The sequence below is a fragment of the Micromonospora sp. NPDC047620 genome (assembly GCF_043205005.1).
Lineage (GTDB): Bacteria > Actinomycetota > Actinomycetes > Mycobacteriales > Micromonosporaceae > Micromonospora.
In genome coordinates, this window is the sequence record NZ_JBIDDG010000009.1 from 1 (window position 1) to 13,023 (window position 13,023).

Genomic DNA, 13,023 nt, shown 5'->3' on the forward strand with positions numbered 1-13,023 from the left:
GACCCCGCCAGACGCTGGGCTGGGCAACCCCAACCCAGCGTCTCGCTCAACTCATCGCGCCCTGACGATTGCACTCACCACTTGACACCGCCCCGACACCGAAGGCAACAACTTCATGATCAACGGGGTGGTCCGGGGGGAGGGGAGGGAGGGGAGGGGGGAGGGGGTTAGGGGAGGAGGGGGTGGCGGAGGACGTTTTCTTCGCGGCCCGGGCCCACGCCGACCACGCTGACGCGGGTGCCGCAGAGTTCCTCGATGCGGGCGATGTAGCGGCGGGCGTTCTCCGGGAGTTCCGCCTCGGTCCTCGCCTCGGTGATGTCCTCCCACCAGCCGTCGAGCTCCTCGTAGATCGGAGTCGCGTGGTGGAAGTCGGTCTGGGTCATCGGCATGTCGTCGTAACGCTTGCCGTTGATCTCGTAACCGACGCAGATCGGCACCTTGGGCAGGCCGGTCAGCACGTCCAGCTTGGTGACCACCAGGTCGGTGACCCCGTTGAGGCGGCAGGCGTACCGGGCGACGACGGCGTCGAACCAGCCGCAGCGGCGCTCCCGGCCGGTGGTGGTGCCGTACTCGTGGCCGACCTTGCGCAGGTGCTGGCCGTTGTCGTCGAAGAGTTCGGTCGGGAACGGCCCGGAGCCGACCCGGGTCGTGTACGCCTTGCTGACCGCGATCACCTTGCTGATCGCCGTCGGCGGGATGCCGGCGCCCACGCACGCCCCGCCGGCCGTCGGGTTCGACGAGGTCACGAAGGGGTACGTGCCGTGGTCCATGTCGAGCATGGTGGCCTGGGCGCCCTCCAGCAGGACCGTCTCGCCGCGGTCCAGCGCGTCCCAGAGCATGACCCGGGTCTCGGCGATGTACGGCTTGAGCCGCTCCGCGTACTCCAGGTACTCCTCGATCGTCGCGTCGACGTCGATCGCCTTGCGGTTGTAGACCTTGAACAGGAGCTGGTTCTTCTCGCGCAGCGCCAGTTCCAGCTTCTTGCGCAGGATGCCCGGGTCGAGCAGGTCCTGCAGCCGGATTCCCATCCGGGCGACCTTGTCGCCGTACGCGGGGCCGATGCCCCGGCCGGTGGTGCCGATCCGGGAGCTGCCGAGGTAGCGCTCAACGACCCGGTCCAGGGCCCGGTGGTGCGGCATGATCAGGTGCGCGTCGCCGGAGATCCGCAGCCGGCTGACGTCCACGCCCCGCTCGGCGAGCCCGTCGATCTCGGCCAGCAGCACCTTCGGGTCGACCACCACGCCGTTGCCGATGACGATCATCGCGCTCGGTGACAGGGCACCCGACGGCATCAGGTGCAGCGCGTACTTCTGGCCGTCCGGGGTGATCACCGTGTGGCCGGCGTTGTTGCCGCCGGAGTAGCGCACGACGTAGTCGACCCGCTCACCCAGCAGGTCGGTAACCTTGCCCTTGCCCTCGTCGCCCCACTGGGCGCCGAGGAGCACGATCGCTGGCATCTTCTCGCCTCCAGAAGGCTCGGGTGCCAGGTGGCGACCGGTCAGCGAGCCCGGGGTGTCAGGCTAACAAGTAGTGACGGCGCGGCCGGCAGGGGTCGCGTCGAGAGGCAGGAGGCCGTTTCCGTGTACGACGTGGTGCTGCTCACCCTCGGCTCGGAGCGCGACGCGCCCGGCGGGGCCTGCGGCAGCGGCGGTGCCTGCTGCGGCGGCGCGACGGCGCACGAGGCCGACGCCGGGGCTGCGGCGCACGAGGGCGACGCCGGGGCTGCGGCGCACGAGGCCGACGCCGAGGCGACGACGAACGAGGGCGACGCCGAGGCGACGACGAACGAGGGCGACGCCGAGGCGACGACGAACGAGGGCGACGCCGAGGCGACGACGAACGAGGGCGACGCCGAGGCGACGACGAACGAGACCGGGGCCGGGGCTGCGGCGGACGGAGCCGAGACCGGGGCCGGGGCGACGGCGGACGGGGACGCGACGGCACGTGACGCGGCCGACGTCTGCGGGACCGGCGACCGGCACGACGGGAAGGCCGGCTGCGACACCCCCCGGGTGCCGGTGCTGGCCTGCGCGGACGCGCTCACCGCCCGGGGCGCCCGGGTGGAGACGGTCACCGCCCGCTCGGACGCCGAGATCGACGAGGTGCTGGCCCGGTTCGACGGGCCGCCCCGCCCGGACGGCCTCACCTGGCCCGACCCGGACTCCAAGATCCGGCTGGTGGTCGCCGCCGCCAGCGACGCGCAGTTACGCGCCGTCGTGCGCCGGCTCGTCCGGCGGTACGCCCCACCGCCCAGCCGCCGTCCCGACGACCTCCCCGGCAACCGTACGGTGCCGGACCTGCCGCCGATCGGCGTACTCCCGCTCGATCCGGCGCGGAGCACGACGCACCGTGACCTGGCGGCGCAGCTCGGGCTGCCCCGCGACCCGGCGGCGGTGGCCGCCGCGGTGCTGGACGGCACGGCCCGCCGGCTCGACCTGCTGCGCAACGACGGCGGCTCGGTGACCCTGGACGGCGCGCTGATCGGCGCCGCCGACGACAGCGGCCGGCCGCTGCACTGGCGGGGGCGGGTCGAGGTGGACGACGCCGTCCTCTCCAACGGCGACGACCCGCTGCTGGCCTGCGCGATCGGCAACGCCGGCGGGTACGCCCGACTCGACGACGTGACACTGCTCGGCGACCCGGACCCGACGGACGGGCGGGTCGAGGTTGCGGTGGCCGTGCCCGTGGTCACCCGCTCGGCGTTGGGCAGGAAGCGAATGCGGCTGGAGGTACGCCGCGCCCGGGGGCGGGCTGTGTCCGTGCTGCCCCGCGAGGGGAAGGTCCCGTTCCTCGACGACGGGGCCGAGGGCGAGCTGAGCCGGAAGCGGTCCTGGTGGACCGAGCCGGGCGCCTGGGCGGTCTGGACGAGCTGACCTCGGCGTCCCCCGCGACGGCCGACCGCGGCCGGCCACTGGGCCTATCCTCGGCAGAAGGAATGGGGAGGAACCGTGGTGGACGAGAACGCCGACCGGGTCCACGTACCCGGCCAGCCGCCGGTGCCGGAGCGGGACATCGAACCACTCTGGCCGCCCGACCAGATCGACGGTGCCGACGCACCGCCGTGGGCGTCGACCGCCGCGGCGTCGCCCGTCCCCCCGCAGGGCCGGCCGGCCGCACCGCCCTCGCCCGCCGACTACCCGTCTCTGACCGGCGGCCTGCCGGGCGGCCCGGCGACACCCGCGCCGCCGGACCCGGCGACCGGCTGGGCGCCCCCGCCGGCTGCGGCCTCCGGATGGGGGCCCGGACCGTCGGGCCAGGGCTGGGCGCCGCCGACGCCCCCCGCAGGGCTGACCACCCCGCCCGCCGCAGGCGCTGCCGTCCCGCCCAGCGACCCGACCGCCCCGCCCGCCGGTTCGGGCGCAGCCGCCCCGCAGGGCATCGGCACAGCCGCCCCGCCGGACTCGGGCACAGCCGCCCCGCAGGGCATCGGCACAGCCGCCCCGCCGGACTCGGGCGCAGCCGTTCCGCCGGCAAGCTCAGTCGCCCCGCCGGTCTCGGGCGCAGTCGTACCTCCCGGGGGCGCGGCCGTTCCGCCCGGCGCGGTGGGGGCTGTTCCGCCCGGTGGGGGCACCTCCGCCCTGGCCGGTGAGGGCACGAGCGCCCCGGGCGTCGCCGGGAACGGAACCAGGTCGGCGGTCGGGGCGGGTGGGGCCCCGGCCGAGGGCGTCGGAGCCGGCGTGCCGGCTCCCCGGTCTCCTCAGCCCGCCCCCGCCCGGGTCGACCTCGACATGCCCTTCAGCCTCGACCAGCCGGCCGCACCGGTCCCGGTCACGCGCCCGGCCCCGATTCCGCAGCCCTCGGCCACCGACCGGGCCGCCGCCAGCGAGCGGTCGCCGGAGGTCGCCGCCGGCTCGGACGCGACCGGCGTCGGGCCGGCGCCGAGCGGGGTTGCCGGCAGCACCGACAGCGGAGGCGGCGCACCGGCGGGCGGCACAGCGGCGATCCGCGGCTCGGCGAACGGCGGCGCGGCCCACAGCGTCTCGACGAACGGCGGCGCGGCCCACGGTGGCGGGGCCCGCGGATCGGCCGAGTCCCCGTGGGCACAGCCGCCGCAGCGGCCCGCCCCGTCCGCCGTCGAATCCACGTCGGCGGCCGGCACCGCCCGGCCGGCAGCCGTGACGAACCACGGTGCCGCCGAGCCGACGCCCACGAGCGGAGGTGCCGCGCCCGGTCCCGACGTACCCCAGCGGGGCACGGCCGGGCACGGCATGCCCCCGCAGGACACAGCCGGGCACGGCATGCCCCCGCAGGACACAGCCGGGCACGGCATGCCCCCGCAGGACACAGCCGGGCCAGACACGGCCGGGCAGGGCTCGGCCCGGCAGGGCACGGACGAGCAGGGCAGCGCCGGGCAGGGCATGCCGCAGCAGGGCGGCGCGGCCGGGCAGGGCGGCGCGGCCGGGCCGGCCGGGGGCCCCGGGCCGGATGCGGGGGCACCGGTGCGGGCCATGCCACCCGGCCCGTACCCGCCGCAGATGACCGGCCCGTACCCGCCGCAGCAGGCGGGCCCGACGCCGCCGCCCGGCCCGTACCCGCCCCAGCCCGGGTGGTATCCGCCGGCCTGGCCGCCGGGCACGCCGGGGGTCGCCGGCCCGGTGCCGCAGCAGGCGTACCAGGCGGCCGAGGGGGTGACCGCCGTGCCGCCGGGCCAGCCCGACCCGAACTGGAACCCGGCGATCACCGCGCCGCCGACCGCCGAGGATTTCGCCCGCCGCCGGCAGGTCCGGCCCGCCGACCCGGTGGCCACGATGGGCGTACGGGCGGTGGCGAACCGGATGGGGCTGCGGCTCCCGCCGGGGCGGCACGAGCAGGAGCTGCGGCGGGACATCGAGATGGTGCGCCGCAACTTCGGCGGGCTGCGCCAGGTGACCGTGGTGAACCCGAAGGGCGGTGCCGGCAAGACGGTGGCCATCCTGCTGCTGGCGATGACGTTCGGCCAGAAGCGCGGCGGCTACGTGCTGGCGTGGGACAACAACGAGACCCAGGGCACCCTCGGGATGCGCGCCCAGCAGGACTTCCACTCGCGTACGGTGCGGGACATGCTGCGCGACCTGGGCCAGTTCCAGGGCGCGCACGGGCGGGTGGGCGACCTGTCGCAGTACGTCCGGTCGCAGGGCGAGGGGATGTTCGACGTCCTCGCCTCGGACGAGTCGGCGACCGGGGGCGAGATGCTCACCGCCGCCGCGTTCGCCGAGATCCGCGAGGTGGTGAGCCGGTTCTACAAGCTGATCTTCGTGGACACCGGCAACAACGTGCGCGCCCAGAACTGGCAGGCCGCGATGGACGCCACCGACCAGCTCGTGGTCACCATGTCGGCCCGGAACGACTCGGCGGAGACGGCCGCCCGGATGCTGGACCACCTGGAGCAGAGTGGCCGGCAGCGGCTGGTCCGGCAGGCGGTCACCGTGGTCTCCATGCCGCCCTCGCGCAAGGAGATCGACCTGCCGGCGATCCAGGAACACTTTGCGGCCCGCACCCGGGCGGTGCTGCTCGCGCCGTACGAGCGGCTCATCGACACCGGCGAGCCGATCCGGTACGCCGCGCTCTCCTCGGCCACGCGGGACGCCTGGCTGAAGATCGCCGCTTCCGTGGCGGAGGGGTTGTAGGGACCGGGACAGCCCGACGGCCGGCCCGCAGCGTGTCGGGCCGGCCGTCGGAGCGGCGTCAGTTGCTGGCCAGCGCGTCCGCGGCGGCCGGGTCGCAGTCCCGGAGGAACTGGGCGCAGCGGGCCGCCTCGTCGGCCTCGCCGATCGCGTCGGCGGCGCGGGACAGCACGTAGAGGCAGCGCAGGAAGCCCTGGTTCGGCTCGTGCGACCACGGCACCGGGCCGTGCCCCTTCCAGCCGTTGCGGCGCAGCTGGTCCAGCCCCCGGTGGTAGCCGGTGCGCGCGTAGGCGTACGCCGGGACGACCTGGCCCGCGGCGAGAGCCCGAGCCGCCAGCGCGCCCCAGCCGGCGCTGTAGGTCGGGAAGCGCGCCGCCACCTCGGCGTACGCCTCGTCGCTGCCGGCCTGCTCGGCGGCGGCCAGGGCGGCGTCGGCCTCGTCGTGCGCGGGGAGGAGGGTGGCCGGTGGTTCCGGCAACAGGTTCTGCATCGTCCCATTCAACCCGCTTCGCCCGCGGGTGCGCGAGGGGGTTGGGCGAGCCGGTTGCCTGAACGGCTGAGGAGTTGGTCACGCCTGCGGCCTATGCCACCGGCAGATGTTTTCCACTACAACTATTGGTCCGGAGCCTCCCCAGGACCGGGTTATGCAGGAGCCCGGTGGCCGCGGTCGCCGGGCTCCTGTCCGTTCCGGGCAGACCCGGCGCGTTCCCCGACGAGCCGAGCGGCCCCGTGCCGCCGACGTCGCCACCGGCACCGCGCGGCGTCCGCACCGCCCGGCCGCCGGGCCGGGTCTGCCGACCGCCCGGCCACCCCGCAGGTTTGGCCGGTTGCCGGGGCGGGGCAGGATGGCGAGGGTGCCGACCCCACCACCCGCGGACGTCATCGAGCCGCACACCTGCACCGACGAGATCGAGACCCGCGCCGAGTTCGACCGGCGACTGGCCACGGGCAGCCTGGTCGGGCTGACCGTGCAGGGGCTGCGGCTCGACCTCGCACCCGTTCCCGACCTCACCGGGATCGAGGTGACCGGCACCCTGTTCGTCGGGTGCCGCTTCGCCTCCCGCGAGGTCGGCGCCGACCTGGTCCGGCGCGGCGCGAACGTCGTGCCGCCGTTCTCCGGGCTGCCCTACCCGACCCAGCCCTCGCACCTCTACACCCCGGAGGACCTGGCCGCCGGCTTCGCCGAGGGCGGTTTCGCCGGGATGTACGACACCCGGGTCTACGAGCACTTCCGCGCGCACGGCGGGGCGCTGCCGGAGGTGAAGGAGGCGCTCGGCCAGCGGCTGCACGACCACGGCGTGGACAACGCGCTCGCCGACGCCACCCGCGCCTGGCTGGCCACCCACGGGCCGCAGTCGGTGGTCGGCATCATGGGCGGGCACGCGGTGCCGCGCGGCAGCGCGCCGTACCGGATGGCGGCCGTGCTGGGCTGGGAGCTGGCCCGGGCCGACCGGCTGGTGGTGACCGGCGGCGGGCCCGGGGTGATGGAGGCCGCCAACCTGGGCGCGTTCCTGGCGCTGCGGCCGGTCGAGGACCTGGACGCCGCGATCGACCTGCTCGCCGGGGCGCCGGACTTCACCGACCACGACCGCTACACGGCGGCGGCGCTGCTGGTCCGGGAGCGCTACGGCCAGCCGGTGCCGCCGCCCCGACCCCGGGCCGCCGACGCGGCCAGCGTCTCCCGCGTCGACTCGGCCGTGCTGGCCGGCGGCGACGTGGACTGGGCGCGCGCCGGCGGGCTGGCCATCCCGACCTGGCTCTACGGGCACGAGCCGGCGAACCTGTTCGCCGGCCGGATCGCGAAGTACTTCTCCAACGCCATCCGGGAGGACACCATCCTGCGGCTGGCCCGGGGCGGGATCGTCTTCGCGCCCGGCCGGGCCGGCACCGTGCAGGAGGTGTTCCAGGCGGCCACCAAGACCTACTACGGCACCGACGGGGCCAGCGGCGCGTACGTCTTCCTGGACCGCGCGTACTGGACGCGGGAGCTGCCGGTGGAGTCGCTGCTGCGACCGCTGCTGGGCGCCTCGCCGTTCGGCGACCTGTCCGCCACCGTGCACCTCACCGACGACGTCCACGAGGCCGTCCGGGTGCTCACCGCGACGGCCTGACGGGCCGGACACGCCGACGGCCGGCCCCCGGTGGGGAGCCGGCCGCCGGCGGTACGCGTCAGCGCGTCACTTGGCGAGCGTGGTGCCGGTCGAGCGCAGGTGCTCGCAGGCCTCCACGACGCGGGCGGCCATGCCGGCCTCGGCGGCCTTGCCCCAGACCCGCGGGTCGTACATCTTCTTGTTGCCGACCTCGCCGTCGATCTTGAGCACGCCGTCGTAGTTACGGAACATGTGGTCCGCGACCGGGCGGGAGAAGCAGTACTGGGTGTCGGTGTCGATGTTCATCTTCACCACGCCGTAGTCGAGCGCCTCGCGGATCTCCGACAGCAGCGAGCCGGAGCCGCCGTGGAAGACCAGGCTGAGCGGCTTCTCCTTGCCGTACTTGGCGCCGACCGCCTCCTGGATCTGGTTGAGGATCTCCGGGCGGAGCTTGACGTTGCCCGGCTTGTAGACGCCGTGCACGTTGCCGAAGGTCAGCGCCGCCATGTAGCGGCCCTTCTCGCCCAGGCCGAGCGCCTCCACCATGGCCAGGCCGTCCTCGACCGTGGTGTAGAGCTTCTCGTTGATGGCGTTCTCGACGCCGTCCTCCTCGCCGCCGACCACGCCGACCTCGATCTCGAGGACGATCTTGCCCTTGGCGGCCTCGTCGAGGAGCTGCGCGGCGATCTCCAGGTTCTCCGCCACCGGCACGGCCGAGCCGTCCCACATGTGCGACTGGAACAGCGGCTCCTCGCCGCGCTTCACCCGCTCCTGCGAGATGCCCATCAGCGGGCGGACGAACTTGTCCAGCTTCTCCTGCGGGCAGTGGTCGGTGTGCAGGGCGATGTTGACCGGGTACTTCTTGGCCACCTCGTGCGCGTACGCGGCGAACGCCACCGCGCCGGTGACCATGTCCTTGATCGAAGGTCCGGAGAGGTATTCCGCGCCACCGGTCGAGACCTGGATGATGCCGTCGCTCTCCGCGTCGGCGAAGCCCTTGAGCGCCGCGTTCAGGGTCTGCGAGGACGTCACGTTGATCGCGGGGTACGCGTACCGGCCGGCCTTGGCGCGGTCCAGCATCTCCGCGTAGGTCTCGGGGGAAGCGATGGGCATGTCGAACGCTCCTTACTTACCGCTGTCGGCCGTCGCCGGCCGCTGTTGTCCTTGGGTGCGCCGGACCGCGCTGTCCACCGTCGGAAGTATCCCGTAGAAGAGGGGCGCCGGCACAACCGACCCGGTACGCGCCCGACGGCCGGTCGCGGCGCTCACCGCTCCCCCCACCTGTCGGGCACGACGACGCTGATCAGCCAGGTGGCCACGGCCATCACGATGGCACCCCAGAACGCGGCCCAGAAGCCGTCCACGTGGAACGGCAGGTCCAGCGCCCGGGCGATCCGGTCGGTCAGCAGGAACAGCAGGGCGTTGACCACCAGCGCGAACAGGCCGAGGGTAAGCAGGTAGAAGACGCAGCCGAACACCTTGATCAGTGGCTTGAGCACCGCGTTGACCACGCCGAAGATCAACGCCACGACGACGAGCGTGAGCGCGTCGTCGGCGCCGGAGCGGCCGGTCACCTCGACGCCGGGCACGATCAGCGTGGTGATCCACAGCGCGACCGCGGTGATCGCCAGCCTGATCAGGAAGCCCACGGCATCATCCTGGCACCGGGGGCGGCGACCGGTGGGGCGATTCGGTCGACTCGGCTTCCGAGCGGCGGGCGGGCGCAGCCCGTACGGTGTGTGGGGTAACCGTCCGCCGAGACCCCGGGAGGGACTGATGGGTCAGCCCGAAGAGGACTTCGCCCCCAGCGACCACCTCAGCCCCGAGGAGCGCGACATGGAGGCGGAACCGGCCGACGCGGTCGAGCAGGCCGCCGTGGTCGACCCCGGCGAGGCCGACGTGGAGCCGCATCGCGGCCTGGAGATCAACGACTGGGACGCCATGGAGCAGGCCCGGGTGGTCGCCCCCGACGAGGAGGACTACCGCTGATCCGTCAACGGGTGCGGTTGACCTGACCCGGATTCCGCGCCGCCCACTGCGCCAGCCGGTCCTCCCGCAACGCGGCAAGGAACGCCGGAGCCTCCTTCGGATCCGGTGGTAGCCGCCAGCCGAGGCCCTCCGGCGGCCCGACCGGGAGACTGAGCCCGACCGGGTCGACGGACTTCAGATCCGGAAGCACCTTCAGCAGGTCCACCAGTGGCGAACCGCCGCCGCCCACGACCAGGTCCGCGCCGACGGTGTCGACCAGGGCGAAGAGCCTGACCGGATTGGTCAGCACCCCCTGCTCGCCGGCCCGACGGATCAGCCCGGCGGCGAAAAGCTGCGCGTGCCGGTCCCGGTCGAGCCCGCCCTCGGGCAGTCCCCGCCGCTGCCGCAGCAGGTCGACCGAGGCGGCGCCGCCGAGCCGCTGGCAGCCGGCCGGGAAGACCCGCTTCGTGTGGATGGAGCGCACCTCGCGCGGCAGGCAGACCTCCACGCCGTCGACCTCGTCGGTGAGCCGGCGCAACACCGGGTAGGTGAGCACCGCGCCGGCGTCCACGCGTACGCCCGTCAGGTCGGTGACCACCCGGCGGGTCAGCTCGTAGCCGCGCCCCAGGTCGGGCCGGCCGTCGCCGGCACCGTGCCGGAAGGCGGCGTTGAGCTTGTCGGTCCCGTGACCGGGAATCGGCACCGCCAGGTCGCGGGGCAGCGAGATGAGGTACGGCCGGCTGCGGTCCGCCGGAATGTGCACCAGCAGGACGGAGTCCGCCAGCCGGGCGAGCTCCTTCGCCGAGCCGTCCACGCCGAGCAGCAGGATGTTCAGCGCGCCCGTCGGTGCCGGGCCGGCGGGCTCGGCGAGCAGGGTGGCGTCCTCGGCGACCCGGTCGGGCGTGAACAGTGGTATCCCGACCGCCAGCACGCCGAGCAGGGCCAGCGCGGCACCGCCGGCTCGGAGCCGCAGCCGGCGACGGCGACGGGCAGCCGCGAGCCGGTCGATCGCGGACCGCAGCGGACCGACGGGCGGGGTCAGGGCCTCGTGCCGGGCGAAGGCGGCACGCAGGTCGTCCTCGATCATGAGCAGGCCTCCACGTGTTCCGCCCGCAGCGTGGCCAGGGCGCGCGAGATGGACGAGCGGACAGTCCCGACGGCGCAGCCGAGAATGTCGGCGATCTCCGCGTCGGGCAGGTCCTCGTAGTAGCGCAGCACCAGGGTGGCCCGCTGCCGACGCGGCAGCCCGGACAGCCAGGACCAGACCTGGTCCCGGTCCACGGCGTGCTGGGCGTGGTCGGCCGGCACCGGCACCGCGTCGTCGGGCTCGGCGCGCAGCAGCACCCGGCGCATCCAGGAGCCCCGCCGCCAGTCGACGTACTGGTTGGTCAGCATCCGGCGGACGTAGCGCTCGGGCGAGTCGGCCCGAGCCACCCGACGCCAGTTGAGCTGGACCCGGACCATGGTGTCCTGCACCAGGTCCTGCGCCTGGTGCGGGTCGCCGGTCAGCATGACCGCGTACCGCAGCAGCGCGGCCAGCCGCGAGTCGGCGAACTCCTCGTACGTCACTGCACCTCCCGGGCTCCTGTCTCAGATGACGGGTCCGGGCGGGCGGAACGTTGCGACGATCCTGGTCAGCCGTTCGGTCGATGTTTGCCCGCCGGAGGCGACCGGGACAGCGGCCCGCCTTAAGGCTTCCTTAAGATCCGCTGGCCACTCCTGGCACCCCCCACGGGAGGGAACCCCCACATGCTCAAGCACTCCACCCGGCGCTGGCTGGCCGGGCTGGGCGTCGCAGGCGCGCTCGTCGCCGCCTCCGCCACCCCCGCCGTCGCCGAAGAGCCCGGCGACGAGCTTCTCCTCTACGCCAACAACGCGCTGGTCGCGCCGGGCGGCGAGGCCAAGTCCGTCACCCTGTACGCGTTTGCGGAGACGCTGCCCGAGAAGCTGACCCTCACCATCGACCGCAGCGACGTCGACGGCTTCGCCACGGTCGTCCTCGGCGACCGGGTGTCGAGCTGCAAGGAGGCCGACGCCGTCATCACCTGTGCCCTCGACGGCACCGAGATCACCGACTACCTGGTCAACCTGACCGTCACCGCCAAGGATTCCGCCGCACCCGGCGACAAGGGCGAGCTCGTCCTGAGCGTGGCGGCCAAGGGAAGCCCCACCGCCACCGCACGATCCACCATCGAGGTCGGCGAGGGCGTCGACCTGAAGACGGAGCGCTCCCTGGAGTTCGCCGGCGGCCCCGGCGCCACGGTCAAGGCGCCGCTCACGGTGACCAACGTCGGCGACCGACCCGCACGCGGCACGGTGCTGCTCCTCGCCATGACCCCTGGTCTCGCCCCGGCGCGGCGGCACTCGAACTGCTCCTACCTCTCGGAGTTCGGCAGCAACCTCGCCCAGTGCCACTTCGACGATGAGCTTCCGCCGGGAGCCGCTCTCCAGCTCGACGACTCGTCCGCCCTGACGATCGCCTCCGACGCCTGGGCGCCGGGCCGGCAGTACGGCCAGGCGATCTGGTTCGCCAAGGGCGACTGGGAGGAGTTCATCGGTGACTTCTCCGGTGCGGACTGGGAGAAGGGCAGCGGAAGCGCGATGACGCTGGTGCCGGCACCGGCGTCGCGGGCCCGCGCGGTGAAGCAGACCGACAAGGACACGACGAACAACGCCACCTGGATCGACGCCACCGTCACCGGTGACCAGCGGGCCGACGTCGCCGCCACTGGTGGCGAGGTCACCGGCGCAGCCGGCGGGACGGTCACCGCCAAGGTCGGCTTCGTCAACAACGGGCCCGCGGCGATCAACTCGTACAACCCGGGCGAACTCCTGACCGGCGCCCTGGTCACCGTTCCCGCCGGCGCCACCGTGGTGGACGCGCCCGATCAGTGCTCGCCGGGCACCGCCGAGGAGCCGACCGGCTGGTACGGCGAGCCGGGCGGCCGGGTCTACTACTGCGAGTGGTTCGAGCTGCGCCGCAAGGGCGAGGCGGCCGTCTTCGAGTTCGGTCTACGAATCGACAAGGTGGGCGGCGCGCCGGGCTCGGTCAAGCTGCTGCACTTCGGTCCGGGCGAGCCAGGGCAGGTCGTCGACCTGGAGCCCAGGAACGACACTGCCGCGCTGGTCGTCAAGGCCGCGACCGGTGGCGAGGGCGGTGGTGGCGGTGACGACCCCGAACTGCCGATCACCGGTGAGTCCACCGGCCTGATCGCCGGCATCGGCGGTCTGCTGCTCGTGGCGGGCGTCGGCGGCTACTTGGTGGCCAAGCGCCGCCGGACCCGCTTCGTCGCCTGATCCTCCCCGCACCGCCGGTGCCCCGTCGACCCCCGGTCGGCGGGGCACCGCCGTCTCCACCCGCC

General features: G+C 74.1%; 10 protein-coding genes and 1 pseudogene. 5 read left to right on the top strand and 6 right to left on the bottom strand.

What is annotated here, in order from left to right; all coding sequences use genetic code 11:
- Positions 1-167 precede the first annotated feature (167 nt).
- Positions 168-1,457: an adenylosuccinate synthase gene (locus ACGF5C_RS12635; RefSeq protein ID WP_357449811.1), complete on the bottom strand. Its 1,290-nt coding sequence runs from the start codon at positions 1,455-1,457 to the stop codon at positions 168-170.
- 498 nt (positions 1,458-1,955) lie between these two features.
- Here ACGF5C_RS12635 and ACGF5C_RS12640 point away from each other — a divergent pair.
- Together ACGF5C_RS12640 and ACGF5C_RS12645 are read left to right on the top strand one after the other, a co-directional pair.
- Positions 1,956-2,873 (top strand): annotated as a pseudogene (locus ACGF5C_RS12640) (hypothetical protein); the annotation flags it as partial.
- 855 nt (positions 2,874-3,728) lie between these two features.
- Complete coding sequence (locus ACGF5C_RS12645) at positions 3,729-5,606, top strand: chromosome partitioning protein (protein ID WP_393301068.1); 1,878 nt, start codon at positions 3,729-3,731, stop codon at positions 5,604-5,606.
- Positions 5,607-5,664: 58 nt separating this feature from the next.
- Here the strand turns inward: ACGF5C_RS12645 and ACGF5C_RS12650 are convergent, their stop codons facing one another.
- Positions 5,665-6,093 carry a DUF3151 domain-containing protein gene (locus tag ACGF5C_RS12650; RefSeq protein ID WP_350702186.1) on the bottom strand — a complete coding sequence of 143 codons (429 nt, stop codon included), beginning with the start codon at positions 6,091-6,093 and terminating at the stop codon, positions 5,665-5,667.
- 364 nt (positions 6,094-6,457) lie between these two features.
- Here ACGF5C_RS12650 and ACGF5C_RS12655 point away from each other — a divergent pair, with 364 nt between their 5' ends.
- Positions 6,458-7,714 (top strand): LOG family protein, encoded by a 1,257-nt coding sequence (locus ACGF5C_RS12655; protein WP_393300492.1) that lies wholly within the window; start codon positions 6,458-6,460, stop codon positions 7,712-7,714.
- A 66-nt stretch (positions 7,715-7,780) separates the two neighbouring features.
- On the opposite strand, the gene fbaA is transcribed toward ACGF5C_RS12655, so the two are convergent.
- Both fbaA and ACGF5C_RS12665 read right to left on the bottom strand, forming a co-directional pair.
- Complete coding sequence (gene fbaA / locus ACGF5C_RS12660) at positions 7,781-8,806, bottom strand: class II fructose-bisphosphate aldolase (protein WP_393300495.1); 1,026 nt, start codon at positions 8,804-8,806, stop codon at positions 7,781-7,783.
- A gap of 152 nt (positions 8,807-8,958) precedes the next feature.
- A complete protein-coding gene (locus ACGF5C_RS12665; RefSeq protein WP_393300498.1) occupies positions 8,959-9,342 on the bottom strand; it encodes a phage holin family protein in 384 nt (127 codons plus the stop codon).
- Positions 9,343-9,469: 127 nt separating this feature from the next.
- Here ACGF5C_RS12665 and ACGF5C_RS12670 point away from each other — a divergent pair, with 127 nt between their 5' ends.
- Positions 9,470-9,682, top strand: a complete 213-nt coding sequence (locus ACGF5C_RS12670) for a hypothetical protein (RefSeq protein ID WP_393300501.1) — start codon at positions 9,470-9,472, stop codon at positions 9,680-9,682.
- A 4-nt stretch (positions 9,683-9,686) separates the two neighbouring features.
- On the opposite strand, the gene ACGF5C_RS12675 is transcribed toward ACGF5C_RS12670, so the two are convergent.
- Together ACGF5C_RS12675 and ACGF5C_RS12680 are read right to left on the bottom strand one after the other, a co-directional pair.
- Positions 9,687-10,748 carry an LCP family protein gene (locus ACGF5C_RS12675; RefSeq protein ID WP_393300504.1) on the bottom strand — a complete coding sequence of 354 codons (1,062 nt, stop codon included), beginning with the start codon at positions 10,746-10,748 and terminating at the stop codon, positions 9,687-9,689.
- Entirely contained in the window at positions 10,745-11,230 is a 486-nt protein-coding gene (locus tag ACGF5C_RS12680; protein WP_350702198.1) for a SigE family RNA polymerase sigma factor, read from the bottom strand. Before ACGF5C_RS12680 ends, ACGF5C_RS12675 begins: the two co-directional genes overlap by 4 nt.
- Positions 11,231-11,410: 180 nt before the next feature.
- Here ACGF5C_RS12680 and ACGF5C_RS12685 point away from each other — a divergent pair, with 180 nt between their 5' ends.
- Positions 11,411-12,958: an LPXTG cell wall anchor domain-containing protein gene (locus ACGF5C_RS12685; protein WP_393300507.1), complete on the top strand. Its 1,548-nt coding sequence runs from the start codon at positions 11,411-11,413 to the stop codon at positions 12,956-12,958.
- Positions 12,959-13,023 lie beyond the last annotated feature (65 nt).